Raw genomic sequence first — 26181 nt, 5'->3', positions numbered from 1 at the left:
TATTTAGACGCCTTCGAGAAATTGGCCTTGTGGTTTGGCTCGGGTTCCTATAGTCGCCGGAATCATACTGAATATTCTGAATTAAATCAGCCACAAAAGACGTATCCATCTGTATCCGTCTCGCCGTTGCCACGGTGGTCTGTGAGCCTATTCCGCTTTTTGGGAGATTTCGTCCAAGACGTTCGGAAAATGCCTGTTGCCGCGGGTTTTGGGCCGGGGTTTGGATCCATCGCATAGCGTTAACCGGAGAAAATCTTCGAATACTTTCATTTAACTTTCTGCGAATGCTGTTGCAGTTCAACACATTCGATTTTCCCGCTACCAGTGCCTGCGAGGCTGAGTCCGCGGAGTCACCGGTTCCGTCCCGCATTCCAGCGCTCCCAGCGTTGCCGACGTTACCGTGTCCCGGCGCCTGTTATAATCCGCCCCTCATTGGGGAGTAGCCGCCCCGCGGCACGTTCAACCGGCAGTCAGGCCGGGCGCGCAGAACGTGGACTCGCGGGGGCGCCTGTCAACAGACTTGGCCGTCACGGCCATGGCAGCCGCAGCCTCTGGCCTGGCGAGACCGATGACCCACACCCCGTCGCAATTGGGCCCGGCGTGTCGTGGGTCGTCGCTCGTTCACATCTCGGCCCGGGGATTCAAAACAAGGTGATTCACGCTTTTATCATTTCGACTGGAGCGGTGGCGCTCGCCGAGATCGGCGACAAAACGCAACTGCTCTCGCTCGTCCTTGCCGCCCGTTATCGCAAGCCGCTGCCCATCATTCTTGGCGTGCTGGCGGCTACGCTCGTCAATCATGCGTGCGCGGGCGCACTCGGCGCGTGGCTCGGCTCGCTGCTCACGCCAACCGTCATGCGCTGGGCGCTGGCCATTTCGTTTGTCGGAATGGGTTTGTGGATTCTCGTGCCGGACAAGCTCGGCGACGAAGAAGCCAACGCCAACCGCACGCATCTGGGCGTGTTCGGCGCGACTGTGGTGGCTTTCTTTCTGGCGGAAATGGGCGACAAGACGCAGATTGCGACCGTTGCGCTGGCTGCGCGCTTTCACGATTTCTTCGGCGTGGTGGCCGGCACAACGCTCGGCATGATGCTCGCGAACGTGCCGGCGATCCTGCTCGGCGACCGCTTCGCGCACCGTCTGCCGACCGGACTCGTGCACGGCATCGCCGCGGTGCTGTTCGTGGTTCTCGGGACGATGGCGTTGTTCGGCACGGGAGTTTGAACGGGACTAAGCGGGACTAAGCGGGACTGAGCGGGACGCGCGAACGGACCGCTTGCCGCGTCGTGCGCCGCTGCGTTTTCCGCCCTCACCGCTCCGCTGCGTTCTCTCACTGCGCGACTTTCGCGCTTGACGCCGCCGCCGGTCCCGATGCCGCCGCGGCGGGAACGGCCGTTTCGTTGGAAGCGCCAGCGTTCTTGTCGAGCGGAATCTTGACTGTACGCACCACGCCATTGCCGAGCGGGAAATCGGCGAGCGCGCTGCGCGCCAGATACGGCATCGCCCGAACCAGCGACGACTCGGCGCCCGAGTTGCGCGCCGTCACGTGATAGACCTCCTTGCCCGTCGCGCGCTCGGTGATCCGCACGCCAAGCAGATGCGTGAAGATCGGATAGCTCTGGTTCACGTACGCGGTGGGGAACGGTCCCCATGGGCCCCAGGGATCAAATGGACGACCCCAGTAAGGCGCCGGCCACGGGTTGTAGTAGACCGGCTCAGCGACCGTCACCATGTCCGAGCGGATTCCGTAAGAGAGTCCAACCAGATAGCGCGCCTGCGCGCTGTCGACCTGGCGGAACGCATGCGTGGCCAGTTCGTTCGCGACGATGCGCTCGTACGTGGTGAGTTCGAGATTGTTCCGCTGATCCGGCTCGCGCGTGAATGCGTAAGTGCGGGTCGCGTCGCTGCCGGTCCACTCCGAGAACGCGGTGACCTGCGTGGTCACGTAAGTCGTGCAGCCGGACAGCAGCATTGTCAGCGCTGCCAGCACAAGCATGGCGTGGCGCGTCCATGGGTTCATATTCATGGCCTACCTCGTGAAGCGTTTGTCCTGCTCGTGTTTATATTCTACGTAGACCGTGAGCCATGCCCCGCCGTTCCGCTGCGTTGGCGCGGCTGGCTTTTGCACGCGCGCCCGATGATACGCTGCCCCGGGCGTCCGTAAAAAGTTCGCTCCGCACGATTGGCCGAGGCTTTGTACAATGGCTCGACAAGCCCGGCTCGCGTGCCTTCGTGCGCCGGCCGCTCGAGTCCCATCACCACAGAACGCCATGGCCGATACCGCAACGCCCAATGTGATCCGCCGCGCCGATTATGCGCCGCCCGCTTTCCTGATCGACACCGTCGCGCTCGATTTCGATCTTCTGCCAGAACGCACGGTCGTCAGGAACACCATGCGGGTGCGCCGCAATCCGGACGCATCGCGCGCCGCGCATCTGGAGCTGATGGGCGAACAACTGGAGTTCGTCAGCGCTGCGATCGACGGTCAGCCGTTCGCCAACACGCATGCTTACGAGCACGGCCTGGTGCTCGACAACGTGCCGGACAACTTCGAGCTGACGCTCACGAGCATCTGCAATCCGGCGGCGAACACCACGCTGTCGGGCCTTTATGTGTCGAGCGGGAACTTCTTTACGCAGTGCGAGGCCGAGGGCTTTCGCCGCATCACCTACTTCCTCGACCGTCCGGACGTGATGGCGACCTACACGGTCACGCTGCGAGCCAGTAAGGCCGATTATCCGGTGCTGCTGTCCAACGGCAATCTACTCGAGGAAGGCGATCTGCCCGACGGCCGCCATTTCGCGCGCTGGGAAGATCCGTTCAGGAAGCCAAGCTATCTGTTCGCGCTCGTGGCCGGCAAGCTGGTTGCGCTCGAAGAGCGCGTGAGGACCGGCTCGGGCAAGGAAAAACTGCTGCAGGTCTGGGTCGAGCCGCACGATCTCGACAAGACGCGTCACGCAATGGATTCGCTGTTCAACTCGATCCGTTGGGACGAAGAGCGCTTCGGGCTCGAACTTGATCTCGACCGCTTCATGATCGTCGCCGTGAGCGACTTCAACATGGGCGCGATGGAGAACAAGGGGCTCAACATTTTCAACACGAAGTATGTGCTGGCGAACCCTGAAACGGCGACCGATACCGACTTCGCGAACATCGAGGCGGTGGTCGGTCACGAGTATTTTCACAACTGGACCGGCAACCGCGTAACGTGCCGCGACTGGTTCCAGTTGAGCCTGAAAGAAGGCCTGACGGTATTCCGCGATCAGGAGTTTTCGGCCGACATGGCAGGCGGTCAGACCGCCGGCAGCGACGAGGCCGCGCGGGCTACCAAGCGCATAGAAGACGTGCGCGTGCTGCGCCAGATGCAGTTCGCCGAAGACGCCGGCCCGATGGCTCACCCGGTGCGCCCTGAAAGCTACGTCGAGATCAACAACTTCTACACGATGACGGTCTACGAAAAGGGCTCCGAAGTCGTGCGGATGTATCAGACGCTGTTCGGCCGCGAGGGTTTTCGCAAGGGCATGGACCTGTATTTCAAGCGTCACGACGGCCAGGCGGTGACATGCGACGATTTCCGCCACGCGCTTGCTGACGCGAACGGCCGCGATCTCTCGCAGTTCGAGCGCTGGTACAGCCAGGCGGGCACGCCGCGCGTATCCGTGCGCACGCGTTACGACGCCGCGCAGCAGCGCTACAGCGTGACGCTCATGCAAGGTTACGGCGACGCGGCGCTGGCCGCGCGCGAAACGCAAAAAGGTCCGCTCCTGATTCCATTCGCGATCGGGCTGATCGACAAAGACGGCAAAGACCTGCAGCTGCAACTGGAAGGCGAGGCGAAAGCGTCGGATTCCACCACGCGGGTGCTCGAATTCACCCAGACCGAACAGACCTTCACGTTCGTCAACGTCGCGCGTGAACCGCTGCCGTCGCTGCTGCGCAATTTCTCAGCGCCGGTGATCGTCGAATACGATTACTCGGCGGAACAATTGGCGTTCCTGCTCGCGTACGACAGCGATCCGTTCAACCGCTGGGAAGCCGGCCAACGTCTCGCCACGCGCGAATTGCTGGCGCTCGCCGGACGGGCCGCAACCGGCGCCGACCTGGAGATCGACGACTCGGCGGTCTCCGCGTTCGCGCGCGTACTCACGGACGAATCGCTGTCGCCGGCGTTCCGCGAACTCGCGTTGATGCTGCCGTCCGAAGCGTATCTGGCCGAGCAGATGGCCGAATCGAATCCGGCCGCCGTGCACGCGGCACGGCAATTCGTGCGCAAGCGTCTCGCCAATGCACTCAAAAGCGAGTGGCTGAAGATTTATGAGCAGCACCGCACGCCGGGCCCATATGAAGCCACGCCGAAGGCGGCCGGTCGTCGCGCGCTGAAGAATCTCGCGCTGTCGTATCTCGCCGAACTTGACGATCCGGCTGAGACCGTGCGTCTTGCGTCGGCGCAATACGACGCCGCGAACAACATGACCGACCGCGCCGCTGCGTTGTCTGCGCTGCTCAATGCATCGGCGGCCGATGGCGGCAGCAGCGAGGCGCAGTACGCGCTCGACGACTTCTATCGGCGCTTCGAGAAGGAGCCGCTCGTGATCGACAAGTGGTTCGCTTTGCAGGCCACGCAGCGTGGCAGCGCGCGACGTCCGGTGATTGAGATCGTGCGCAAGCTGATGACGCATCCGGCGTTCAATCTGAAAAATCCGAACCGCGCGCGCTCGCTGATTTTCAGCTTCTGCGCGGCGAATCCGTCGCAATTCCACGCCGAAGACGGCTCGGGCTATGCGTTCTGGGCCGATCAGGTGATCGCGCTCGACGCGATCAATCCGCAAGTGGCTGCCCGCCTCGCCCGCTCACTCGAACTGTGGCGTCGCTATACGCCGACGCTGCGTGAAGGCATGCGCGCGGCGCTGGAGAAAGTGGCGTCGCAAGTGAAATCGCGCGACGTACGCGAGATCGTCGAGAAGGCGCTCGCATGACGCACGCCTGAACGAGGTTCTCTGCATTGAAAATGCCGGCACGCGTTGCCGGCTTTTTTTCGATCTACTTTTTAGATGGTCTATCGCGGCTGCTCACGTTGACGTTAGCCATCTGACTGACTGTCGGCGCGTGCCGCCTGGGGAGAGAGTAAACGCAGTGGCTTAGGCTCAACCTGCAAATTGCCTACGACCTGCGCGTGGCCACCGCGGCCGCGGGCGAGCAGATCGAACGCGAGATCGAACCCATGCCCAAGGCGGACCGCCCGAAAATGCCGAAGGTATCGGCGGAACATGCGCGGGCAGCGGCGCTCGCGGCGAGCGTAAGCGGCAGCGCCACGACCGGCAAGGCCCGGCGCAAAGCCTGACTGGCTCGCTCATTGCACTTATTGACGACGCCAACGTATGCGCTTCGATGTCTGTATAGATGTCAAAAGCACGGAGCCGACACACCGAGCGGTTAAAATCGGGATATTCCTCAAGCCCCTGGAGTACAGCAATGTCCTTGCAACGTCGTACCACTCTCACGAAGTACCTGATCGAGCAGCAGCGCGAAACGAATAACCTGCCGGCCGATCTGCGCCTTTTGATCGAAGTTGTCGCGCGCGCGTGCAAGGCGATCAGCTATCACGTCAGCAAGGGCGCGCTGGGTGATGCGCTCGGCACGGCGGGCAGCGAAAATGTCCAGGGCGAAGTGCAGAAGAAGCTCGACATTCTGTCGAACGAGATTCTGCTCGAAGCGAACGAATGGGGCGGCAACCTGGCAGGCATGGCATCCGAGGAAATGGAGCAGTTCTTCCCGATCCCCGCCAACTACCCGAAGGGCGAATATCTGCTCGTGTTCGATCCGCTCGACGGCTCGTCGAACATCGACGTGAATGTGTCGATCGGCACGATCTTTTCGGTGCTGCGTTGCCCGGACGGCCAACAGCCTACCGAGCAGTCGTTCCTGCAACCCGGCACGCAACAGGTTGCCGCTGGTTACGCGGTATATGGACCGCAAACCGTACTCGTGCTGACCACGGGCAACGGCGTGAACTGCTTCACGCTCGACCGTGAACTCGGCTCGTGGGTGCTCACGCAAAGCGATATGCGCATTCCTGTCGAGACGCGCGAGTATGCGATCAATGCATCGAACGAGCGGCACTGGTATGCGCCGGTGGAGCAGTACATCGGCGAATTGAAGCAGGGCAAGGACGGCCCGCGTCAGAGCGACTTCAACATGCGATGGATCGCCTCGATGGTGGCGGACGTGCACCGTATCCTGAATCGCGGCGGCATCTTCATGTATCCGGCTGACAAGCGCACACCTGAAAAGCCCGGCAAGCTGCGTCTTATGTACGAAGCGAATCCAATGGCGTTCATCGTCGAACAGGCAGGCGGCGCGGCCACCAACGGCGAGAAACGCATTCTGGACGTTCAGCCGAAAAGCCTGCATGAGCGCGTCGCTGTGTTCCTCGGCTCGAAGAACGAAGTCGACCGGGTGACCCGCTACCATCTCGAAACAAAAAAGTGATTCCTGGACTTGCCAAGCCAATAAAGAAGTCCCTATAATCTCGTTTCTCCTGATGCCGGAATAGCTCAGACGGTAGAGCAGCGCATTCGTAATGCGAAGGTCGGGGGTTCGATTCCTCTTTCCGGCACCAACAAGATTCAAGCAAAAGCCCAGTCCCTGCGACTGGGCTTTTTGCTTTTCATCGACGCCGCGCGCGTCTTGAGATTGACTTAGTACCTGCCAAAGTTTGGTCCGTCGGAGTGCGCGACCGTCACAAGGTTGCGGATCACGACGGGGTCTTTCATTACGCTCTCTCGTGCCTGCTCCGTTCGCTGCCCACCGCTGTAAGCAGCGACTGCCTCCTCGGGCGCCGACGAAAACCACAAGATGCGACCGTCGCATTCGATCCCGACCTGGCGTCCATTCCAGTACACGGCGTTTTCCATGGCGAACTCTCTGAGGGCGAATACGATCATCTTCCGCGTCGGCGGCGACGCGTCCGTTGTCCACCGCACTGTCGCCTGCGGATACCAGTTCCAATGATAGGAGCCGGGGTACGCGCTGCCGCGCCTGTCATAGAGCGATGAGGTTTTGGCATAAAGTGCACAACGTTTTACGGCGCGGGGAGAATCTCAACGTGGCATCGGCCTCGACTAGCTCTTTTTTGAGTCGCCCTTTCAAAAATTATCGTCGGTCGTCAACGAGGCCGCCAACCACTCGTTTACCAGATATAGACGTCTGCGCTCATAAAACAACGGGAGGCCGGTAATAAACGAACGTTCGCCTTTTACTTAGGAAAATCATTCCGATGCGGCAGCGCACAAGGTCCGTTTAAATTGGGGAATACCCGGGATGAATGAGCGATTCACTATCCTAACGCTAACTGATTCACGCCAGACGCCCGCCCGCCAAGCTTTGCAGCGAATACACCGAAGAATCGAGGCTTGAAGCGTACGCAGGACCACAGAAGAAGAACCGCGGCGAATCTATAAATTTGAACAAGACGCTCTGTTGGAATGGTGCGCTGTGCCGTTAAAGCAACAAAGAGCGTTTCATGTAGATCGGACACTGGTGCTAAACGGGGCCGGCGGAAGATAATCGGCTTGTAAAGGAGAAAGATCATGGATGCCAAACCACCGAAGATTCCGACCCCGGATAAAGTCTTTAGCCCGGATCCGGAACCTGTTGGCGTCGAGTTTTTGGGGGCCGAACTGCCGGAGCACGTGCGCGCCTTTTTCGACGAACAACGCAAGTCGTGCGACGCGAAGTAAGTGTGCAGTGGCGCAATGCGGTAGCGTTCCTTGTGCCTGGCGCACGAGGTGGGTTTCCTCGCGCGCTTCACCATTTCCTTAGCTCACACAGTTCGACTTGACCGAGTACGACGGCCTAGCGCTGGCGCTCGTCCGTCTGAGATAGTCAGTCCTGGCACGTCCGCAAGTTGTGCTGCCCACGCTCACAGCAGCGGCTTACCGGGCGGCGAAGACGCCCGCGCCGTCACGCATCGTCTATTCTTCTGGTTTTCTTTCGCGGCCGCCAGGCCTACGCCCCTCACATGAATCGTTTGTTTCGCTTTGCCGCGCCGTGCGTGCTCGCGCTGTTCGCCTGCCTTGCTTTCGCGCCCGCCCCTGTCCTCGCCGATGGCGACGACACCGCGCTCACGAACCTGATCGCGCTGGCCTCGCAGCGCCTCGCGCTCGCAGAGCCCGTCGCACGCTGGAAATGGGCCAATCATCAAGCGATTACCGACACGCCGCGCGAAAAAGCCTTGCTCGCCGATGTCGAAAAACGCGCGGAGGCGGCCAATGTCGATCCCGCATTCGCGCGCGCCTTCTTCCAGGACCAGATCGACGCCAGCAAAGACGTGCAGAACGCGCTGTTCGCGAACTGGCGTGCTACTCAACCGCCGCAAGAGCCGGCGCCCGACCTAGCAACCAGCACGAGGCCGCAACTGGACCGCTTGACGCAATCGCTCGTCGCCGGGCTTGCTCGCGTGCAACCGCTGCGCGCGGCGCCGGATTGTCCGTCGCGCGTCGCCCAATCGCTGGCCAACTGGAAGTCCCTGACTCGCTACGATTCGGCGCGCTCCAGTGCATTGACTCGCGCTCTCGGACATGTATGTGAAACCGGCGGCGTCGGCGCAACCGGTTAACGGACATGAACCCATGGAAGGCGCGCCGCACGGACGTCTGGAGATAAATCCGCGCGCTGAAGCACAACTAATGCTCGCCACCATTGCGCGATCAGGCGAGCGCCGTCAAACGACGCCAATCACAGGCGCGTCGTTCGGCACGCCTAGCGGCATCATCTGCAAACCACGCGCGAGGTGGCTCTGCAAAATGCGGTACGTCGACAGTTCGAATTCACCTGTCATGCTCGATGCGTGCAATTCGGCGGCTTGCGCCAACGACGGCGCATGGCCGACGTAGCACCAACGGTCGACCACATGAAAAGCACGCGCCTGTGACGCTTCTTCCCGCTCCTCGAAAACGACGGGACCCTGGAAGGGCCACGGCGCGTCAGCCGGATCGCTCTTGGTGACGCGCGGCACGCGGTTATGTCCGGGCCGTAGCGTCGCAATCCACTGCGCCTCGGCCAGCATCGCACCCAATTCGCCGCCCGTCGCGCGCCATTCGACGCGCCTCACCTGCTGGGCGAGCCGCATATCCTTCGACGAACGCCGCTCGCCTGTCAGATGCGCGCGAAGCCGCTGACGGACACGCACGCTTCGCCCGACGTACAGTGGCAAATCGGCGTCTCCATAGAACGCATAGACACCACATCCCGCAGGCGCGGTCTCAAGCAAGTCTTCCGTGATGTCGCCGGCCAGCCGATAACGCCGCGTGGTGCGTTCGATCTGCGCGCGCAAAACGTCCAGCGGCACAAGGCCATGCAGACGCTGCCAGAACTGCCAGATCAGATCGGCGTCGGCGAGCGCGCGATGGCGGTCGGAAGGCACGAGCGCGTGACGTTCGACCAGTGCGTCGAGCCCGTGACGCTTCTCGGACGGAAACAACGCACGCGACAGGCGCACTGTGCACAGCACGTCCGGATCGAATGCGAGCCCGACACGCCGAAACTCACCGCGCAGAAAACCCCGGTCGAAGCTGGCGTTATGCGCGACGAACAATTTGCCGTGAAGCCGCTTGAACAGCTCGGGCGCGATGGCGTCGAACGTCGGCGCCCCGCGCACCATGGCGTTCGTGATGCCCGTGAGCTGCTGGATGAACGACGGGATGGGTTGCTGAGGATCGACAAGGCTGCTCCAGCGCGTGACGCCGGCCGGCCCTACTTCGACGACACCCACTTCAGTGATGCGGTGCTCGGCGGTCGAGCCGCCAGTGGTTTCGAGATCGACGAAGACGATTGGATCTTCAAAGGCCGGTTCGGCCAAAAACTGTTCAGACATGAAAGGGATGCTTGGGCTCGTGACTTTGCGGCAAGTATGCACTAGTTGGCGCCCGCTGAGCCGCAGAGCGTTGCCGTTGCCGCGGCTGCGAGAGAGATCCGGGTGTTCGACCGAAATAAAAAAGGCCTCGCAACCCACGCGAGCTCCTTAGCCGCGAGTGTGCGCCGCAGCCCGCGGCTTACAGCGGCTGGATATTCGCCGCTTGTTTGCCCTTCGGGCCCGTCTTGACTTCGAAAGACACGCGCTGATTTTCGTTCAGTGATTTGAAGCCTTCGGTGCGGATTTCCGAGAAATGCGCAAGGAGATCGCCGTCACCTGAATCCGGCGTAATGAAGCCAAGGCCCTAAGCATCGTTAAACCATTTGACGATACCCGTTCGCATTTTCCAGTTTCCCTTGATGATTTATCAAATCGGGCATTGCCTCACTGCCTCAATTCATTGCCGCTTTATCCATGCAGGATAATCCGTAATGCACGGGCGCAAGAGCGGCCACTGACTTCCAGCCTTGCCGCTATACGGGGACTGGAGAAGCGTCGTCAAGAAAATCCAGGTATTCGTTAAGCCACTGTCAGATCGTAATTTAGGCCACATGGTGGGATGGGTAGGCGGTTTGATACTTGTTCAGTCGTCATATTCCTGAAATGGCGAATGGCCAGACCATGAGCAACAATATTTCTGATGCACGCCCGCTTCGTAACGATTTGTCATTTTAGTAAGTGTTTCTCCGGGTTGTTCGACGAGTACACCGAACTGCATCATAAAGTCAGCATTTGCAGTAATGCGCATCAGGAGATTCGCCATGCAGTTCTGTGAAATCCGCCGCCTCCTCTCCAAGCTCATTCCCCAATTAGGCCAATCACCGACGCCGGACACTCGCGCGCGCGGGGTCGAGCCGGACGCCATTGCATCCTCCGCGCTGACGTTCGATCCGGTGTGGCATGGGGACCATTGGCAGAACCTATTGTCGTCGCCAATGGACGCGCGCCGCTACATCATGGAGGACTGGAACGCCCCCACGGCAAACGAGTGGCGGAACGTGGACCCTGCGGGGTCGGCGCACTAGTCCCACGAACGCCCGCAGCCGCCCTCGCGCCGAATCAGCAGACAAAAAAAGCGCGACTGAGAAGTCGCGCCGACAAAGGTTTGGAGATCTTTTCCGTCAACGAAAAAGTCCGCTTCGGAAAGCAGAACTCACAGTATAGCCTTTAATTCCCACGGGAATTATTCACACAAATAGCAATCGTCTGTTGCAGCGACAACAACAATCCACCGCGCAATTCGCGCACGTTGTTTTTTTGCATCGAACTCGCGTCGCAAATTAGCAACGCAATCGGCTCAGTCCCATTGCGCATCTTTCTGGCCTGGCGGAAACCCTTGAGCAGCCGGGCTTCAGCGGCATTCGCATATCGTTTCTAAAGACGTAATACTTTATTGCAAGAATCGAAACGCCCGCTGAGTAAAACGTCTCTCTACACTTTGCGTAACCGGAAACCAGCGCACCGTTTTTCAGACGCGCACTTCACACGGATTACGCCTCTCGCAGCGCTCGCGTGAAGGGTTTGCCGAAGCTGGATTCAATACCCACTCTCGCTCTCGGAGTAACAAGATGAAAAAGACTCTCATGGTCGCGGCCCTTACGGGCGTATTTGCAACTGCGGCGCACGCTCAAAGCAGCGTCACTCTGTACGGCCTGATCGACGCCGGAATCACCTACACCAACAATCAGCACGGTCACAGCAACTGGCAACAAACGAGCGGCTCGGTGAACGGCAGCCGCTGGGGCCTGCGTGGCGCTGAAGATCTGGGCGGCGGTCTGAAGGCGATCTTCACGTTGGAAAACGGCTTCGGCATCAACGACGGCTCGCTGAAGCAAGGCGGCCGCGAGTTCGGCCGTCAGGCGTTCGTCGGTCTCGCCAGCAACCAGTTCGGCGCCGTGACGCTCGGCCGTCAATACGACAGCATGGTTGATTACGTCGGCCCGCTCGCGCTGACGGGAACCCAGTATGGCGGCACGCAGTTCGCCCATCCGTTCGACAACGACAACCTGAACAACTCGTTCCGCGTCAACAACTCGGTCAAGTACACGAGCGCGAACTATGGCGGCTTCAAGTTCGGCGGCATGTACGGCTTTTCGAACCAGGCGGACGGCTTCGCCAACAACCGCGCTTACAGCGCCGGCGCGTCGTATAACTGGGGCGGCCTGAACGTCGCTGCGGCTTACCTGCAATTGAACAGCAACGGCGCGACCGGCGCTGCTGCAGCGTTCAACTCGGGCGGTGCGGTATCGAGCGACAACACCTTCTTTGCCCGCCGTCAGCAGACGTGGGGCGCAGGCGCGAACTACGCGTTCGGCCCGGCAACCGTCGGCCTCGTGTACTCGCAAACGAACCTGGCCGGCCTCGCCGGAATCGGCGCTGGCGCATCCGGCCAGACGGGCGGTATCGGCTTCCCGAGCAGCAGCGCGCATTTCCAGAACTTCGAAGCAAACGCTCGCTACGCTCTGACGCCGGCTGTCAGCATCGCCGGTTCGTACACGTACACGCGCGCGAGCCTCGCTGGCACGCGTCCGCACTGGAATCAGTTCAACTTGCAGACGGCATACGCGCTGTCCAAGCGCACGGACGTGTACCTGCAAGGCGAATACCAGCAGGTCAACGAGAGCGCCATCGTCGGTGCGGACATCAATGGTCTGGCTGCTTCGAGCAACAACAAGCAGGTTGCTGTCACGGCAGGTCTGCGTCACCGCTTCTAAAGCGGCGCGCGGGGCTCGCAGCATGGAAGGCGCCGTTCGCGGCGCCTTTTTTATTGTCCGCTGCCAACGCGTGCCGCCGGTAGACCGAAGGCTGAAGCGCCGTGAGGCTAGCCGCCGGTATCGGGCGGTGGATATTTGACGTCGAGTATATCGATCGGTTGCGGTCCGGCCGGCGTGTACAACGTGACGGTATCGCCAACCTTTGCCTTGAGCAGCGCCCGCGCGATTGGCGAAATCCAGCTCACGTGCCCGATGTCCAGATCGACCTCGTCGATGCCGACGATCGTCACGCTGTGCTCTTCGCCGTCTTCCGTCGCATATTCGACGGTCGCGCCGAAGAACACCTGATCGACATTCTCCTGTTTGCTGCTGTCGACAATCTCCGCGAGATCCAGACGCTTGGTCAGAAAGCGGATGCGCCGGTCGATTTCGCGCAGGCGGCGCTTGCCATAGATGTAATCTCCATTCTCGGAACGGTCCCCATTCGACGCCGCCCACGACACCAGCTTGACGACCTCCGGCCGCTCGGCATCGATCAGATGGAGCAGTTCATCGCGCATGCGGCGGTAGCCCGCGGGCGTGATGTAGTTTTTCGTACCCGCGGGAATGTCCGGCTGGACGACGTCGAGATCGTCGTCGTTCTCTTCGCTCGACTCTTTGACAAAGGCCTTGTTCATGATGATCCATAAGCTGCAGCAAACGACTGCGTCACTAGGTTACACGATCATGGCAACGAGACAAATCGCAGTTACACCCTTCCCTTTTTTGAAACCTTTGCTATAATCTCGTTTCTGCGTGCGGCTGTAGCTCAGTTGGATAGAGTACTTGGCTACGAACCAAGGGGTCGTGGGTTCGAATCCTGCCAGCCGCACCACTTATTCGAGGGCCTTCCTCCGGGAAGGCCCTTACGTTTTACCCAGTTTCCGTGCAGTATTGCATTATCTGTTTCGCGTGCGGCTGTAGCTCAGTTGGATAGAGTACTTGGCTACGAACCAAGGGGTCGTGGGTTCGAATCCTGCCAGCCGCACCACATCTTGAGGGCCTTCCAATCGGAAGGCCCTTTGTCTTTGCCCTTTGCCTCTGTTCAGTCGTTATTGGCAAGACAACCGCATCGCGCACCCCGTTATCGTGGCGGCGACTGAATATCGCCGATCCGTCCGTCCGGGCTCGGCAGGTCTTCAAAGACGTCGCCCGCGGTGGCCTCACCAATGCGTCGCGCCGTAACGCCGACCAACATCTGCGGCTCGCGCAGCATCTCGTCCACGCTATCGCCAAACCGGCTTTCGACGAACGCCCGCAGCAGCGCCACCCGCAGCGAGTCCGCACGTCCTTCCACCGCTCCCCGACCGCCTTCGAACTCCGCGACACACTGTGCCGGGCCATCTTCAGTGCGCTCGCGCATTTCGAGCCGTCGCGCGCGTTCCAGCACGGCCGCGGCGGCATCCCATGAGATGGAAGGTGTGAAACGGCCGTCCCAGGGGCGGCCACGGTCGTTACCGCGAATCGCGACAGTTTCGCCGCTTTCTGTGAACTGGATTTCGCGTACGAAGTCGTGCAGGCTGCGGGCCACCCAGTAATCGAGCGCGAGGCCTTCGAGGTCAGCTACTTTCATGAGCGTTCTCCCTGAGTTTTCAGGTCTGACTCCCGGGTGGCCGGCGCGTTCCAACAGAACAAACGACGTTTTGGAAAGCGAGCGCCGAAGCTCAGAAGCTCAGTAGTCGGCCCGCTCGCGGTCGATTCGCATGCCGCCGTCGTGCCGGTGATGGCCGTCGTCGCTCGGTCGTTCACGCGCGATGCGCATCACGTCGAGGTTCGTGCGCACGCGGCGCATGACGTTGGCCAGATGGACGCGGTCACTGACCTGGATCACGAAGCGCAGTACCGTGGATTCCTGCGACAAGTCCTCGTCCATCGCAATATGCACGATGTTCGCATCCGCCGAGGTAATGTCCGCAGCCACGCGGGCAAACACGCCCTTGTTGTTCTTGACCAGCACCTTGACCGCGACGTCGAACAGACGCCCTGGTTGCGGCGCCCACGCCACGTCGATCCAGCGGCCCGGATCGCGCCGGTGGATGCGCTGGGCGACGCGGCAGTCGGTGGTGTGAATGGCCATGCCGAGGCCGATGCCGATATAGCCCATGATGTCGTCGCCCGGAATCGGACGGCAGCACGCGGACAATTGCACCGACATGCCCTCGGTGCCGGTGATGACCACCGGCGGCGCATGAGGCGCCGAGCCGGATTCTGAGCGCGAGCCGTCATCGTCGGCGTCGCGGCCGCTCATCAGCACTTCGATGCGCTTGGCCATGACCGCCGCGACACGCCGGCCGAGACCGATGTCCGCGAAGATTTCCTGGCCGTTCTTGTTGCCCGTCCATTGCACGAGCTTTTCCCACGCTTCCGGGGTCACGTCCGACAGCGCCAGACCGTAGCCTTTCAACGCCTGATCGACAAGACGCTCGCCGAGTTGCACGGACTCGTTCAGCCGCATGGTCTTCAGATAATGGCGGATCGCGGAACGCGCCTTGCCTGTGCGGACGAAACCGAGCCACGCCGGGTTCGGCTTCGAATACGGCGCCGTAATCACTTCGACAATGTCACCGCTCTTCAGCTCGGTGCGCAGCGGCAGCAGTTCGTTGTTGATCTTCACCGCGACGCACTGGTTGCCCAGGTCGCTGTGGATCGAATACGCGAAGTCGAGCGCCGTGGCGCCGCGCGGCAACGCCATGATCTTCGACTTCGGCGTGAATACGTAGACCGCATCCGGGAACAGATCGATCTTCACGTGCTCGAGGAATTCGCTCGAGTCGCCTGCTTCGCTCTGAATGTCGAGCAGCGACTTCAGCCACTGATGCGCGCGCTTTTGCACATCGTTCAGGTCCGCGCTGCCGTTCTTGTACAGCCAGTGCGCGGCCACGCCCGCTTCAGCGATTTCGTGCATCTTGCGCGTGCGCACCTGAAACTCGATCGGCGCGCCAAACGGACCGACGAGCGTGGTATGCAACGACTGATAGCCGTTCACCTTAGGGATCGCGATGTAGTCCTTGAACTTGCCCGGCACGGGCTTGTACAGAGCATGCAATGCGCCGATGCACGTGTAGCACTCCAGCGCGCTGTCGACCACCACACGGAAACCGTACACGTCGAGCACCTGCGAGAACGACAACTGCTTGTCGCGCATCTTCTTGTAGATGCTGAAGATAGTTTTCTCGCGGCCGGTGACTTCGGCGTCGATCTTCGCGTCGGCGATTGCGCGCTGCACCGCTTCGAGAATCTTGCCGACTACTTCGCGCCGGTTGCCGCGCGCGGCCTTAACGGCTTTTTCGAGCGTGGCGTACCGATGCGGATTGAAGTTCGCGAAGCTCAGGTCCTGCAGCTCGCGATACGTATTGTTCAATCCGAGCCGGTGCGCGATGGGCGCGTAGATGTCCAGCGTTTCGCGCGCCACGCGACGGCGCTTTTCGTGCGGCACGGCGCCGAGCGTGCGCATGTTGTGCAGCCGGTCGGCGAGCTTCACCAGAATCACGCGGACGTCGCGCGCCATGGCCAGCAGCATCTTGCGGAAGTTTTCCGCTTGCGCTTCCTCGCGATTGCGGAACTCCATTTTGTCCAGTTTCGACAAACCGTCGACCAGTTCCGCGACCTTCGCGCCGAATCGCTCGGCGAGCTCGGCCTTGGTCACGCCCTGGTCTTCCATTACGTCATGCAGCAGAGCCGCCATGATCGCCTGGCCGTCGAGATTCCAGCCGGCGCAGATTTCCGCGACGGCAACCGGATGCGTGATGTAGGGCTCGCCGCTCTGGCGATACTGGCCGAGGTGGGCTTCGTCGCTGAAATGGAAGGCCGCCTTGACTTCCTTGATCTCTTCCGGCTGCAGATAGCCGGACAAGGCGGACGTCAGCCTGGCAATGGAGACGACGTCATGCCGGCGCGGTTGCTCGGGCGTGGCGGTCGGCCCGAACAGATGGCGAAACGACTGTTCGAGGACCGCGTCGATGTACTTGCGTGCAGATGAGGGCGAGTCGGCGTCATGCTCCGCTTCCGTAGCGGTGGGCGGGGTGGTACTCATGTTCGCCTCCGTAGCGGTTCAGGGTTGACGCCGGTCTGCGCGTTGATGCAATCAGGTATGGCAAAAAAGCTGTGGCAAACGTGTAGCAAGCGGTGTAGCAAGCGGTGTAGCAAGCGGTGTAGCAAGCGGTGTAGCAAATCGGTGTAGCAAATACTTGCCAATCGAAAACGGAAACAGCGCGCCTTAAACTGGCACCTTCTTCAGCATTTCGACGCCGACCTGACCGGCCGCGATTTCGCGCAGCGCGACGACCGTGGGCTTGTCGCGGCTTTCGATCTTCGGCGTGTGACCTTGAGCGAGCTGACGCGCGCGATAGGTCGCGGCAAGCGCGAGTTCGAAACGGTTCGGGATCTGTTTGAGGCAGTCTTCGACGGTAATGCGGGCCATGTTGGGTTCCTTCTCAGTATGTTGCTTATTCTACCTTATGTGCTCGAATCGCCACCGCGTTCAGGGGTGCGGAAGGTGAATGCCGAGCTGCACGAAAAGCTTCGTATGACGCGCGTATTGCGAGGCGAAGCGCGAACGCGTCGCGGCCACGAGACACTGCAGTTCGCCGAGCGCGCGATCGAACTTCTCGTTGATCACCACATACTCCGCTTCGGCCGCGTGCGCCATCTCGCTGCCTGCGGCGAGTAGCCGTCGCGTGATCACATTCGGCTCGTCCTGGCCGCGCTTTTTCAGACGCTCTTCGAGCGCTTCGAGCGACGGCGGCAAAATGAAAATTTCGACCGCGTTGTGAAACTGCTTCTTCACCTGTTGAGCGCCCTGCCAGTCGATTTCGAGCAGCACGTCATGGCCGCTTTTCATCTGCTCCTCGATCCACACGCGCGACGTGCCGTAGTAGTTGCCGTGCACTTCCGCGCTTTCCAGAAACTCGCCGGAGTCGTGACGCTTCATGAAATCGTCGACGGTCGTGAAGTGGTAGTGCTCGCCGTCCTGCTCCTGCGGACGCGGCGGGCGCGTCGTGTACGAGATCGACAGACGGATGGCGTCGTCGCCGGCGAGCAGCGCGTTCACGAGCGTCGACTTGCCCGCGCCCGAAGGCGCGACGACCATGAACAGGTTGCCGGGATAGGCGCCGGCATACGGGTTGCGCGGTGCGCCGCTTTCGCGTGTGTGATGATCGGTCATGTTGTGATGCTCCAGCCTTATTCCAGATTCTGTACCTGCTCGCGCATCTGTTCGATGAGCAGCTTCAGGGTCATCGACGAATCCGCCAGTTCCTTCGCGGCCGCCTTCGAGCCGAGCGTGTTCGCTTCGCGATTGAGTTCCTGCATCATGAAGTCGAGCCGCTTGCCAACCTTGCCGCCCTTCTCGATCACGTGACGCGTTTCGTTCAGGTGAGCAGTAAGGCGCGACAGTTCTTCCGCGATGTCGATACGGATGCCGTACATCGTCACTTCCTGGCGAATCCGCTCGTTGATCTCTTCGCGCGACACGATGGTCGCGGCCGTATCGGGCGCGGCAATGCCGAGCGCTTCCTGCAGGCGTTCGACGATCTTCTGCTGATGCTTCGTGATCAACTCCGGCACGAGCGGCGTGATCTTCGTGACGATCGCTTCCATCTCCGTGACGTTGGCGAGCAGCATCGTCGCGAGTTGCGCGCCTTCGCGGGCACGCACGTCGATCAGATCCGTAATGGCCTGCTTGCCGCATGCGAGCACCGCGTCGCGCAGTACCTCCGGCGCCACGCCTGTCTCGGCGAGCACGCCCGGCCAGCGCAGAATTTCGCCGGCACGCAGACGGCCCGCTTCCGGGAATGTCGCGAGCACCGTGCGTTCGAGCAACGCCAGTTGCGTCAACGCGTCACGATTGACCGAACCGGCATTCGCCGTCTGTTCGCTGCGCTGCAGATTGATACGGATATCCACCTTGCCGCGCGACAGCTTGTTCATCAGCATTTCGCGCAGCGTGGGTTCGCAGACGCGCACGTCTTCCGGCATACGGAAGTTGAGGTCGAGAAAGCGCGAGTTCACTGTGCGCAGTTCGACCGACACGCTGACGCCGCCCGTGCCCGACGCCGCGACGAGTTCGCGTGTCGCGCTCGCATAGCCAGTCATGCTGTAGATCATCGTATGTCTCGTGATTGTGGCCATGCGTGAGACGCTGGCCGAAGAGTCGAATCGCCCGGCGTGTACGAGACGCGAGGCGGAGAATCGGCATTATCCCATTTTTGGCGATGAGACCCCTTGGAGAGCCGCGGCCGACGCGGCCAGCCGCCCTGCGCATGGCCGCCCCGATCGGCTGTAAAATCTCGCTTTCCCTGCTGCTTTCCTCCTACCGAATCGAACATGACCGACATCACTCAACGCCCCAGCGGCCGCCTGGCCAATCAGCTGCGCGACGTGCGCATCACGCGCCACTACACGAAGCACGCGGAGGGCTCGGTGCTGGTCGCATTCGGCGACACGAAAGTGATCTGCACGGCGAGCATTGCCGAGAGCGTGCCGTCGTTCCTTCGCGATCGCGGCCAGGGCTGGCTCACCGCCGAATACGGCATGCTGCCGAGGGCCACGCATACGCGCAGCGACCGTGAAGCGGCGCGCGGCAAACAGACCGGGCGCACACAGGAAATCCAGCGGCTGATTGGCCGTGCGCTGCGTTCCGTGTTCGATCTCGAGAAGCTCGGCGCGCGCACGCTGCATATCGATTGCGACGTGATCCAGGCCGACGGCGGCACGCGCACGGCGAGCATCACTGGCGCCTTCGTCGCCGCGCATGACGCAATCAGCAAGCTGCTGGCCGCGGGCCGCATCGAAAGCTCGCCCATCAGTGATTACGTCGCGGCGATTTCGGTCGGCGCGTACGACGGCGTGCCTGTGCTCGACCTCGACTACGACGAAGATTCGCAATGCGACACCGACATGAACGTGGTGATGACGGGCGCGGGCGGTTTCGTCGAAATTCAGGGCACCGCCGAGGGCGTGCCTTTCTCGCGCGACGAAATGAACGCGCTGATGGATCTCGCGAGCGACGGCATCGCCACATTGATCGCGAAACAGAAAGAAGCGCTGGAGTTCCGAGGTGAGTGAAGTTCGTGAAGGCAATGGCGCCGCTCGATCGGCATCGCCATTGAACAAGGTCGTGCTCGCGTCGAACAACGCGGGCAAGCTGCGCGAGTTCGCGGCGCTCGTCGGCGCGGCCGGCATCGAGCTGATTGCGCAAGGCGACCTTGGCGTGCCCGAAGCGGAAGAGCCGCATCCCACGTTCGTCGAAAACGCGCTGACGAAGGCGCGTCATGCTGCGAAGCTCACCGGCCTGCCCGCCCTCGCCGACGACTCCGGCCTCTGCGTGCGCGTGTTGCGCGGCGCACCGGGCGTTTATTCGGCGCGCTACGCGCAGCTCGCCGGCGGCGAAAAGAGCGACGCGGCGAACAACGCGCGGCTGGTGTCCGCATTGCAAGGCGAAAGCGATCGCCGCGCGTACTATTACTGCGTGCTCGCACTGGTGCGTCACGCGGACGATCCCGAGCCGCTGATCGCCGAAGGCCGCTGGCATGGCGAGATCCTCGATGCGCCGCGCGGCTCGCATGGTTTCGGCTACGATCCCTACTTCTTCTTGCCGTCGCTGAACGCGAGCGCCGCGGAACTGGAACCGGCGGTGAAAAACGCCAGCAGCCATCGCGCGATTGCGTTGCGCCAACTGCTCGCGCGCCTGACGGAGGAAGCATGATTCCGATCAAGCCGACGCCCGCCGATGTCGGCAACGGCGTCATCAAGGCATTCACGTCGCCAGGCGGCATCCGTCTGACGTCGCTGCCGCCGCTGTCCTTGTACGTGCATTTTCCGTGGTGCGTGCGCAAGTGTCCGTACTGCGATTTCAACTCGCATGAGTGGAAGGGCGACACGTTCCCCGAGAACGAATATCTCGACGCGCTACGCGCCGATCTCGAGATGGCGCTGCCGCTTGTCTGGGGTCGGCAGGTGCATACGGTGTTCATCGGCGGAGGCACGCCGAGCTTGCTGTCGGCAGCGGGACTCGACCGCATGCTGTCGGACGTGCGCGCGCTACTGCCGCTCGACGCCGACGCGGAGATCACGCTCGAAGCCAATCCCGGCACGTTCGAAGCGGCGAAATTCGCGCAGTTTCGCGCGAGCGGCGTGAACCGGTTGTCGGTGGGCATCCAGAGTTTCAATGAGGCGCATCTGAAGGCGCTCGGCCGGATTCACGATTCGACGCAAGCGCGCCATGCGGTGGAAGTGGCCGCCAGCACCTTCGACAATTTCAATCTCGACCTGATGTTCGCGCTTCCGCAGCAGACGCTCGCCGAATGCCAGGCTGATATCGAGACCGCGTTGTCGTTCGCGCCGCCGCATCTTTCGCTGTATCACCTGACGCTTGAACCGAACACGCTGTTCGCGAAGTTTCCCCCCGCGCTGCCTGACGACGACGCCTCCGCCGACATGCACGACTGGATCCATGAACGCACGGCGGCCGCGGGATATGAGCACTATGAAGTCTCGGCGTATGCGAAGCCGCATCGGCAGAGCAAGCACAATCTGAACTACTGGCGCTTTGGCGACTATCTCGGCATTGGCGCCGGCGCGCATACGAAGCTGTCGTTTCCGAACCGCGTGTTGCGTCAGGCGCGCTATAAGCATCCGGCCACGTTCATCGAACAGGCGAAAGCGGGCACGGCGGTGCAGGAAGAACATGAAGTCGGGCCGCGCGATCTGCCGTTCGAGTTCATGCTGAATGCGCTGCGGCTCGTGGAAGGGTTTCCGGTGCATCGGTTTATCGAACGCACGGGTCTGTCGATGACCTCAATCGAGCCGGCTTTGCAGGAAGCCGAGCGCCGCAAGCTGATTACGCGCGACCACCAGAAAATTGCACCGACGCAGCTTGGGCAAGCGTTCCTGAACGATCTGCAGGCGTTGTTTCTGAAAGACCCGCAGTGAATGCAGACATAGAGAGCGCCGCAGAGAAGTTTTTTCAGGTTACAATTTGCGGCTTGGAGGTGTGGCCGAGTGGTTTAAGGCACCGGTCTTGAAAACCGGCGAAGGAGTGATCCTTCCGTGAGTTCGAATCTCACCGCCTCCGCCAAATCATCTCTACGAAGACACGGGCCGCGAGGCCCGTTTGTTGTTTGTCGTCATCACCCCCGCTACACCACCGCCGTCGCCTCAACCTCAATCTCGAACCCGTAATGCAACTGCGGAACTGGCACAACAGCACGCGCCGGCCGCGCCTCACCTGCCCAACGCGCGTAGATCTGATTGAAGCTCGCCCAGTGCTCGATATCGACGATATAAACGCGCACCTGCACGAGTTGCGCAACGCTGCTGCCCACGCACTCGAGGGCCGCTTGCACATTCGCCAGTACCTGCTCGGCTTGCGCCTCGAAAGAAGCGCCGGATAGCTTCTCGCCTCGCGCGTCGATCGGCAGTTGCCCCGACACGAAAACAAAGCCGTTCGCAACCGCCACGTGACTGTAGTGGCCACCAGGCTTGGCAAGCGTGGTGGGATTGTCGGTATGCGGCAAATACGCATCGTGCCGGCTGGCAGCCATGAATACCACTCCAGAATGAATGACGCCCCGCCGGCACGCGGCTGCCTGCGTCACACGCTGAGCGCGTCGAGCTTCTCGCGCGCGTCGGCGCAACGCCGGTTCAGGTCGCGATGCATCAACTGGCTGTCGAGCAGCGCCGATACATCGGTCAAGCCGAAATCAAAGCGCAAAACGTATTCGATGTCGGTGTAATCGTGATAGGCGCCGCTGTCGGCCAGCTTCTGCGCTTCGGCGAAAGCAGCATGTTGCCGTTCGCCGTTCATCAAATCTCTGATCGCCATGATTGCCGCTCCGAGGAACAGTGATCCCATCATAGCAATGCAAATCCAAATGCAAGGTCGCGTGCGCGCAACACCTGGTGTTTTCCGCTAGAAGCGCCTCGTGCACCGTGGGTGCGCAAAGGGGCCGGACGGGCTAGCTGGCATCGGGCTCATCGCGCTGTCTTTATGGCGTCTTCTTCATTGCGTGTCTTTATTAGGTCTTGTTCATCGCGGTCTTCATTGCGCCGTTCTAAACAGCGGCGACAGGCGCCTTCATTCCATGCCATCTGACGACCAGAATCCGGCCGACGTAGCACAGCGATCCCGCCACGCCCACCACAATGCCCATGCCCTTCGGCGAGCCGTCCTGCCACAGTCCGACCGCGAGGCTCGACAACGCGCCGAGCGCCAGCTGCATCGCGCCGAACAGGGCGGCCGCCGCTCCCGCATTCATCGGATAGCGATGCATCAGATCGGTCGTGCAATTGGCGGACAGCAAACCCACCACGCCGACGACGAAGAACAAACCGAATACGATCGACCACAAGCCGCCCCAACCGGTCAGGGAAACGACGCAGACGAACAGCGAAGCAATGCAGCTCACGCTCGCCGCGAAAGAAATGATCGGCAAGGACCCGAGTTGGCCGACGAGCCGCGTGTTCATGAAGTTGCCGAACATGATGCCGACGATATTCAGCGCGAACAGAAAGCCATAGTGCTGCGCCGACACATGAAAATGCTCGATGTAGACGAACGGCGTCGCCGTGATGTATGCGAACATCGACGCGAACGCCATACCGCCGCACAGCATATGCCCCCACGCCACCGGGTCGCGCAGCAATCGACCGTAGGCGGCGAACGATTTCAGCAGCGCCGAGTGCGCACGCTTCTCGCGCGGCCAGGTTTCCGGCACCTTGAGAAACGCGGTTATCGCGCACACGGTGCCGAACAGCGTCAGCGCGATGAATACGACGCGCCAGCCGCCGAGCAGCAGCAACTGTCCACCGATCAGCGGCGCAAGTAATGGCCCGATCGACGTGACGATGGCGAGCATCGACAGTACGCGTGCAGCATCGGTCGGCCCATGCGCGTCGCGCGCAATGGCGCGGGCGAGCACCGAGGCCGCGCCCGCGCCGAGCGCCTGCACGAAGCGGAACGTGACCAGCGCTCCAATTGAAAACGACAGCGTGCACGCAATGCTCGCCAGCGCATACATGATGATGCCGCCAAGCAGCACCGGCCGGCGGCCATAGGTGTCCGAGAGGGGCCCATAGACCAGCATGCCGATCGAAAAGCCGAACATGAAGCTGGTGAGCGTCGTTTGAGCCGCGCCTGTGCCGATCCCGAATGCCTGCGCGATGGTCGGCAAGCTCGGCAGATACATGTCGATGGAAATCGGCCCGCATGCGGCAAGCGCACCGAGCAACAGAATCAGCCGGCCATCTGGCCGGCGTCCGGTGACATGAGACATGGGAATCCAGGTGAAGCGCGCGGGTTCACGAAGCGGCGCACGGTGACACGAAAAAGGTCAAATGACCGCATCGATTGTACGCGACGGTTAACGCGTTTGCCGCGCTCGACAAACGCGGCAGCGGCAGGCGCGTGCGACCGCTCAAGACTTGCGGCCAGCGCGCCGGCGATCGGTTAAGCTGCCGCGTGAACGATTCGGCGTGACGCGGACATATCCGCGGCGCGCTTCTCCATTATTTGTGTGCAACGCTGCGATGACTGCCTTCCTGCTGATCTGGAGCCCCAAGAAATGGCCGTGGCCCGAACTGCCCGACGTGGCCAAACGCATTGCGGCGGGCGTCGCGGTAGCCGATGTCTGGGGCTGCGGATTCGCACGCGGCATCCTGCCCGGCGATCGCGTATTCCTGCATCGCGTCGCCATGGAACCAAAAGGCATTTTCGGCTCAGGCTATGTGACTCGCGCGCCCTACGAAGTCCCCGATCCGGCCACGAAGCGAGGCTACCGCCTGTGCATCGACTTCGTCTACGACTGGCTCGTCGACGCTCATGACGCCGTGGTGATTCCGCGGGACATGTTGCGCATGCATCCATTCTCGGTGCAGACCTGGGATGCGCAGAGTTCCGGCACGGTGATCAAGCCGATTGCGGAAGGCGCGCTTGAAAAGCGCTGGGCCGAACTCACGGGCAAACGCAAGCCACCCGAACTCGACGCGCCGGCGGGACCGGCGCGCTCGAGCAAAGCGACGGCGCATGCGGCGGCAACACTCATAAACAGCCCGCCGGCAAAGACCTCCGCCAGGAAGCGCCCGCCACCGCGCTGACAATGCGTTGGAGGTCCGGCCCGTGCGCAAGACCTGGTCTCACCGACTCCGGTACAATTTCCCTCACCTACCCCGGCGCCGCGCGAACCGTCCGCAGGCGACTCGCGCCGCTGCGCAACCCCATTCCAGTCATCGCCATGTCCAAAAACCAGACCCTTTTCGATCGCGCGCAACGCACCATTCCAGGCGGCGTTAATTCGCCGGTCCGTGCGTTCCGTTCGGTCGGCGGCACGCCGCGTTTCATTGAACGCGCGCAAGGCCCCTACTTCTGGGACGCCGACGGCCAGCGCTATATCGACTACATCGGCTCCTGGGGACCCATGATCCTCGGCCACGTGCACCCGGAAGTGCTCGAAGCGGTGCAGCGCGTGCTGGCCAACGGTTTCTCGTTCGGCGCACCGACCGAGTCGGAAATCGAAATCGCCGAGGAAATCTGCAAGCTGGTGCCGTCCATCGAACAGGTGCGCATGGTATCGAGCGGCACTGAAGCGACCATGAGCGCGCTGCGTCTCGCCCGTGGCTTCACGAACCGCAGCCGCATCGTCAAATTTGAAGGCTGCTATCACGGCCACGCAGACAGCCTGCTGGTGAAAGCCGGCTCTGGCTTGCTGACTTTCGGCAATCCGACGTCGGCGGGCGTGCCGGTCGACATCGCCAGGCACACCACGGTTCTGGAATACAACAACGTCGCGGCACTCGAAGAAGCGTTCAAAGCGTTCGGCAACGAAATCGCGTCGGTGATCGTCGAGCCGGTCGCAGGCAACATGAACCTCGTGCGCGCCACGCCGGACTTCCTGCAAGCATTGCGGCGCCTGTGCACCGAATACGGCTCCGTGCTGATCTTCGACGAAGTGATGTGCGGCTTCCGCGTCGCGCTAGGCGGCGCGCAGGAGGTCTACGGCATCACGCCGGATCTGACCTGCCTCGGCAAGGTGATCGGCGGCGGCATGCCGGCGGCGGCTTTTGGCGGACGGCGCGACATCATGGCTCACCTGGCGCCGCTTGGCGGCGTGTACCAGGCGGGCACGCTCTCCGGTAATCCGATCGCGGTTGCCGCAGGACTGAAAACGCTGCAACTGATCCAGGCGCCGGGCTTCTACGACACGCTCGCCGCGCGCACCAAACGTCTCGTCCAAGGGCTCGCTCTTGTCGCTCGCGAAGCTAATGTGCCGTTCGCGGCCGATTCGCTCGGCGGCATGTTCGGCCTGTACTTCACCGAGTCGATTCCGACGAGCTTTGCCGAAGTCACGAAAAGCGAGGTGCCGCGCTTTAACGCGTTTTTTCACCAGATGCTCGACGCGGGCGTCTACTTCGCGCCGTCGGCATACGAGGCGGGCTTCGTTTCGATTGCTCACGACGACGCCATCGTCGACGCGACGATCGACGCCGCCCGTGGCGCATTCGCGTCGCTTGCGGCCTGAC

25 protein-coding genes, 4 tRNA genes, 1 pseudogene and 1 riboswitch are annotated in these 26181 nt (G+C 61.6%); of the genes and pseudogenes, 17 read left to right on the top strand and 13 right to left on the bottom strand.

Annotated elements, in window-relative coordinates; all coding sequences use genetic code 11:
- Positions 1–422: 422 nt before the first annotated feature.
- Positions 423–642, top strand: a riboswitch (yybP-ykoY riboswitch).
- A gap of 9 nt (positions 643–651) precedes the next feature.
- Positions 652–1224, top strand: coding sequence for a TMEM165/GDT1 family protein (locus C0Z16_RS05080; RefSeq protein ID WP_102631341.1), 573 nt, complete (start codon positions 652–654; stop codon positions 1222–1224).
- A 106-nt stretch (positions 1225–1330) separates the two neighbouring features.
- Here C0Z16_RS05080 and C0Z16_RS05075 read toward each other — a convergent pair whose 3' ends face one another.
- Positions 1331–2026, bottom strand: a complete 696-nt coding sequence (locus C0Z16_RS05075; RefSeq protein ID WP_102631106.1) for a DUF4136 domain-containing protein — start codon at positions 2024–2026, stop codon at positions 1331–1333.
- A gap of 244 nt (positions 2027–2270) precedes the next feature.
- Here C0Z16_RS05075 and pepN point away from each other — a divergent pair, with 244 nt between their 5' ends.
- The 6 genes and pseudogenes from pepN to C0Z16_RS05045 all read left to right on the top strand — a co-directional run bounded on the left by pepN (position 2271) and on the right by C0Z16_RS05045 (position 8617).
- Positions 2271–4976 (top strand): aminopeptidase N, encoded by a 2706-nt coding sequence (pepN, locus tag C0Z16_RS05070; RefSeq protein WP_102631105.1) that lies wholly within the window; start codon positions 2271–2273, stop codon positions 4974–4976.
- A 167-nt stretch (positions 4977–5143) separates the two neighbouring features.
- Positions 5144–5341, top strand: a pseudogene (locus C0Z16_RS05065) (HigA family addiction module antitoxin); the annotation flags it as partial.
- A gap of 131 nt (positions 5342–5472) precedes the next feature.
- On the top strand, positions 5473–6489 hold the full coding sequence (locus C0Z16_RS05060) for a class 1 fructose-bisphosphatase (RefSeq protein WP_102631104.1): 1017 nt from the start codon (positions 5473–5475) through the stop codon (positions 6487–6489).
- A gap of 54 nt (positions 6490–6543) precedes the next feature.
- Positions 6544–6619 (top strand) — tRNA-Thr (locus C0Z16_RS05055).
- A gap of 970 nt (positions 6620–7589) precedes the next feature.
- The gene (locus C0Z16_RS38070; RefSeq protein ID WP_006050185.1) at positions 7590–7739 is read left to right on the top strand and encodes a hypothetical protein; all 150 of its coding nucleotides are present in this window, start codon (positions 7590–7592) and stop codon (positions 7737–7739) included.
- A 281-nt stretch (positions 7740–8020) separates the two neighbouring features.
- The gene (locus tag C0Z16_RS05045) at positions 8021–8617 is read left to right on the top strand and encodes a chorismate mutase (protein ID WP_102631102.1); all 597 of its coding nucleotides are present in this window, start codon (positions 8021–8023) and stop codon (positions 8615–8617) included.
- 105 nt (positions 8618–8722) lie between these two features.
- Here the strand turns inward: C0Z16_RS05045 and C0Z16_RS05040 are convergent, their stop codons facing one another.
- From C0Z16_RS05040 to C0Z16_RS05030, 3 genes are all read right to left on the bottom strand, one after another.
- Positions 8723–9874: an exonuclease domain-containing protein gene (locus tag C0Z16_RS05040; RefSeq protein ID WP_102631340.1), complete on the bottom strand. Its 1152-nt coding sequence runs from the start codon at positions 9872–9874 to the stop codon at positions 8723–8725.
- Between the two features lie 178 nt (positions 9875–10052).
- Positions 10053–10205, bottom strand: coding sequence for a cold-shock protein (locus tag C0Z16_RS05035; protein ID WP_244201189.1), 153 nt, complete (start codon positions 10203–10205; stop codon positions 10053–10055).
- Positions 10206–10496: 291 nt separating this feature from the next.
- Positions 10497–10676 carry a cupredoxin domain-containing protein gene (locus C0Z16_RS05030; RefSeq protein WP_102631101.1) on the bottom strand — a complete coding sequence of 60 codons (180 nt, stop codon included), beginning with the start codon at positions 10674–10676 and terminating at the stop codon, positions 10497–10499.
- Between C0Z16_RS05030 and C0Z16_RS05025 the strand changes: the two genes are divergently transcribed.
- Both C0Z16_RS05025 and C0Z16_RS05020 read left to right on the top strand, forming a co-directional pair.
- Complete coding sequence (locus C0Z16_RS05025) at positions 10675–10938, top strand: hypothetical protein (RefSeq protein WP_102631100.1); 264 nt, start codon at positions 10675–10677, stop codon at positions 10936–10938. The genes C0Z16_RS05030 and C0Z16_RS05025 overlap by 2 nt on opposite strands.
- A 543-nt stretch (positions 10939–11481) precedes the next feature.
- Complete coding sequence (locus C0Z16_RS05020; protein ID WP_102631099.1) at positions 11482–12627, top strand: porin; 1146 nt, start codon at positions 11482–11484, stop codon at positions 12625–12627.
- Between the two features lie 107 nt (positions 12628–12734).
- Here C0Z16_RS05020 and greB read toward each other — a convergent pair whose 3' ends face one another.
- Positions 12735–13304: a transcription elongation factor GreB gene (gene greB / locus C0Z16_RS05015; RefSeq protein ID WP_102631098.1), complete on the bottom strand. Its 570-nt coding sequence runs from the start codon at positions 13302–13304 to the stop codon at positions 12735–12737.
- Positions 13305–13424: 120 nt separating this feature from the next.
- Here greB and C0Z16_RS05010 point away from each other — a divergent pair.
- Both C0Z16_RS05010 and C0Z16_RS05005 read left to right on the top strand, forming a co-directional pair.
- Positions 13425–13501, top strand: a tRNA-Arg gene (locus C0Z16_RS05010).
- A gap of 79 nt (positions 13502–13580) precedes the next feature.
- Positions 13581–13657: transfer RNA gene (locus tag C0Z16_RS05005), tRNA-Arg, on the top strand.
- A 93-nt stretch (positions 13658–13750) separates the two neighbouring features.
- On the opposite strand, the gene C0Z16_RS05000 is transcribed toward C0Z16_RS05005, so the two are convergent.
- From C0Z16_RS05000 to C0Z16_RS04980, 5 genes are all read right to left on the bottom strand, one after another.
- A complete protein-coding gene (locus C0Z16_RS05000) occupies positions 13751–14239 on the bottom strand; it encodes a phage protein NinX family protein (RefSeq protein WP_102631097.1) in 489 nt (162 codons plus the stop codon).
- A gap of 99 nt (positions 14240–14338) precedes the next feature.
- Positions 14339–16699: a RelA/SpoT family protein gene (locus tag C0Z16_RS04995; RefSeq protein WP_102631096.1), complete on the bottom strand. Its 2361-nt coding sequence runs from the start codon at positions 16697–16699 to the stop codon at positions 14339–14341.
- 183 nt (positions 16700–16882) lie between these two features.
- Positions 16883–17086 (bottom strand): DNA-directed RNA polymerase subunit omega, encoded by a 204-nt coding sequence (gene rpoZ, locus C0Z16_RS04990; protein ID WP_006025620.1) that lies wholly within the window; start codon positions 17084–17086, stop codon positions 16883–16885.
- A gap of 60 nt (positions 17087–17146) precedes the next feature.
- Complete coding sequence (gene gmk, locus C0Z16_RS04985) at positions 17147–17830, bottom strand: guanylate kinase (RefSeq protein ID WP_102631095.1); 684 nt, start codon at positions 17828–17830, stop codon at positions 17147–17149.
- Positions 17831–17847: 17 nt separating this feature from the next.
- A complete protein-coding gene (locus C0Z16_RS04980) occupies positions 17848–18771 on the bottom strand; it encodes a YicC/YloC family endoribonuclease (protein WP_102631094.1) in 924 nt (307 codons plus the stop codon).
- Between the two features lie 219 nt (positions 18772–18990).
- Between C0Z16_RS04980 and rph the strand changes: the two genes are divergently transcribed.
- The 4 genes from rph (at position 18991) to C0Z16_RS04960 (ending at position 21742) form a co-directional block, all read left to right on the top strand.
- Positions 18991–19731 carry a ribonuclease PH gene (gene rph / locus C0Z16_RS04975; RefSeq protein WP_102631093.1) on the top strand — a complete coding sequence of 247 codons (741 nt, stop codon included), beginning with the start codon at positions 18991–18993 and terminating at the stop codon, positions 19729–19731.
- Positions 19724–20371 carry an RdgB/HAM1 family non-canonical purine NTP pyrophosphatase gene (rdgB, locus tag C0Z16_RS04970; RefSeq protein ID WP_102631092.1) on the top strand — a complete coding sequence of 216 codons (648 nt, stop codon included), beginning with the start codon at positions 19724–19726 and terminating at the stop codon, positions 20369–20371. Before rph ends, rdgB begins: the two co-directional genes overlap by 8 nt.
- Complete coding sequence (gene hemW / locus C0Z16_RS04965) at positions 20368–21597, top strand: radical SAM family heme chaperone HemW (protein WP_102631091.1); 1230 nt, start codon at positions 20368–20370, stop codon at positions 21595–21597. The genes rdgB and hemW overlap by 4 nt, the downstream gene beginning before the upstream one ends.
- A gap of 55 nt (positions 21598–21652) precedes the next feature.
- Positions 21653–21742, top strand: a tRNA-Ser gene (locus C0Z16_RS04960).
- A gap of 61 nt (positions 21743–21803) precedes the next feature.
- Here the strand turns inward: C0Z16_RS04960 and C0Z16_RS04955 are convergent.
- The 3 genes from C0Z16_RS04955 to C0Z16_RS04945 all read right to left on the bottom strand — a co-directional run bounded on the left by C0Z16_RS04955 (position 21804) and on the right by C0Z16_RS04945 (position 23939).
- Positions 21804–22208 carry a RidA family protein gene (locus C0Z16_RS04955; RefSeq protein ID WP_102631090.1) on the bottom strand — a complete coding sequence of 135 codons (405 nt, stop codon included), beginning with the start codon at positions 22206–22208 and terminating at the stop codon, positions 21804–21806.
- A 50-nt stretch (positions 22209–22258) separates the two neighbouring features.
- Positions 22259–22489, bottom strand: a complete 231-nt coding sequence (locus C0Z16_RS04950) for a hypothetical protein (protein WP_102631089.1) — start codon at positions 22487–22489, stop codon at positions 22259–22261.
- A 229-nt stretch (positions 22490–22718) separates the two neighbouring features.
- Positions 22719–23939, bottom strand: coding sequence for a Bcr/CflA family multidrug efflux MFS transporter (locus C0Z16_RS04945; protein WP_102631088.1), 1221 nt, complete (start codon positions 23937–23939; stop codon positions 22719–22721).
- A 253-nt stretch (positions 23940–24192) separates the two neighbouring features.
- On the opposite strand from C0Z16_RS04945, the gene C0Z16_RS04940 reads away from it, so the two are divergent.
- Positions 24193–24759 (top strand): hypothetical protein, encoded by a 567-nt coding sequence (locus C0Z16_RS04940; protein ID WP_102631087.1) that lies wholly within the window; start codon positions 24193–24195, stop codon positions 24757–24759.
- Between the two features lie 137 nt (positions 24760–24896).
- Positions 24897–26180: a glutamate-1-semialdehyde 2,1-aminomutase gene (gene hemL, locus C0Z16_RS04935; RefSeq protein ID WP_102631086.1), complete on the top strand. Its 1284-nt coding sequence runs from the start codon at positions 24897–24899 to the stop codon at positions 26178–26180.
- Position 26181: the final 1 nt, after the last annotated feature.

Origin of the sequence: Paraburkholderia rhynchosiae (assembly GCF_002879865.1) — a bacterium.
Lineage (GTDB): Bacteria > Pseudomonadota > Gammaproteobacteria > Burkholderiales > Burkholderiaceae > Paraburkholderia > Paraburkholderia rhynchosiae.
Note: the sequence above shows the minus strand (reverse complement) of the source record. Positions and strands in the feature narration are given on the sequence as shown.

Excerpts from the sequence above, each read along its gene's own strand:
- C0Z16_RS05075 (WP_102631106.1), bottom strand. The coding sequence starts at position 2,026 with ATGAATATGAACCCATGGACGCGCCACGCCATGCTTGTGCTGGCAGCG.
- pepN (WP_102631105.1), top strand. The coding sequence starts at position 2,271 with ATGGCCGATACCGCAACGCCCAATGTGATCCGCCGCGCCGATTATGCG.
- C0Z16_RS05060 (WP_102631104.1), top strand. The coding sequence starts at position 5,473 with ATGTCCTTGCAACGTCGTACCACTCTCACGAAGTACCTGATCGAGCAG.
- C0Z16_RS38070 (WP_006050185.1), top strand. The coding sequence starts at position 7,590 with ATGGATGCCAAACCACCGAAGATTCCGACCCCGGATAAAGTCTTTAGC.
- C0Z16_RS05045 (WP_102631102.1), top strand. The coding sequence starts at position 8,021 with ATGAATCGTTTGTTTCGCTTTGCCGCGCCGTGCGTGCTCGCGCTGTTC.
- C0Z16_RS05040 (WP_102631340.1), bottom strand. The coding sequence starts at position 9,874 with ATGTCTGAACAGTTTTTGGCCGAACCGGCCTTTGAAGATCCAATCGTC.
- C0Z16_RS05025 (WP_102631100.1), top strand. The coding sequence starts at position 10,675 with ATGCAGTTCTGTGAAATCCGCCGCCTCCTCTCCAAGCTCATTCCCCAA.
- C0Z16_RS05030 (WP_102631101.1), bottom strand. The coding sequence starts at position 10,676 with ATGGCGAATCTCCTGATGCGCATTACTGCAAATGCTGACTTTATGATG.
- C0Z16_RS05020 (WP_102631099.1), top strand. The coding sequence starts at position 11,482 with ATGAAAAAGACTCTCATGGTCGCGGCCCTTACGGGCGTATTTGCAACT.
- greB (WP_102631098.1), bottom strand. The coding sequence starts at position 13,304 with ATGAACAAGGCCTTTGTCAAAGAGTCGAGCGAAGAGAACGACGACGAT.
- C0Z16_RS05000 (WP_102631097.1), bottom strand. The coding sequence starts at position 14,239 with ATGAAAGTAGCTGACCTCGAAGGCCTCGCGCTCGATTACTGGGTGGCC.
- C0Z16_RS04995 (WP_102631096.1), bottom strand. The coding sequence starts at position 16,699 with ATGAGTACCACCCCGCCCACCGCTACGGAAGCGGAGCATGACGCCGAC.
- rpoZ (WP_006025620.1), bottom strand. The coding sequence starts at position 17,086 with ATGGCCCGCATTACCGTCGAAGACTGCCTCAAACAGATCCCGAACCGT.
- gmk (WP_102631095.1), bottom strand. The coding sequence starts at position 17,830 with ATGACCGATCATCACACACGCGAAAGCGGCGCACCGCGCAACCCGTAT.
- C0Z16_RS04980 (WP_102631094.1), bottom strand. The coding sequence starts at position 18,771 with ATGATCTACAGCATGACTGGCTATGCGAGCGCGACACGCGAACTCGTC.
- rph (WP_102631093.1), top strand. The coding sequence starts at position 18,991 with ATGACCGACATCACTCAACGCCCCAGCGGCCGCCTGGCCAATCAGCTG.
- hemW (WP_102631091.1), top strand. The coding sequence starts at position 20,368 with ATGATTCCGATCAAGCCGACGCCCGCCGATGTCGGCAACGGCGTCATC.
- C0Z16_RS04955 (WP_102631090.1), bottom strand. The coding sequence starts at position 22,208 with ATGGCTGCCAGCCGGCACGATGCGTATTTGCCGCATACCGACAATCCC.
- C0Z16_RS04950 (WP_102631089.1), bottom strand. The coding sequence starts at position 22,489 with ATGGCGATCAGAGATTTGATGAACGGCGAACGGCAACATGCTGCTTTC.
- C0Z16_RS04945 (WP_102631088.1), bottom strand. The coding sequence starts at position 23,939 with ATGTCTCATGTCACCGGACGCCGGCCAGATGGCCGGCTGATTCTGTTG.
- C0Z16_RS04940 (WP_102631087.1), top strand. The coding sequence starts at position 24,193 with ATGACTGCCTTCCTGCTGATCTGGAGCCCCAAGAAATGGCCGTGGCCC.
- hemL (WP_102631086.1), top strand. The coding sequence starts at position 24,897 with ATGTCCAAAAACCAGACCCTTTTCGATCGCGCGCAACGCACCATTCCA.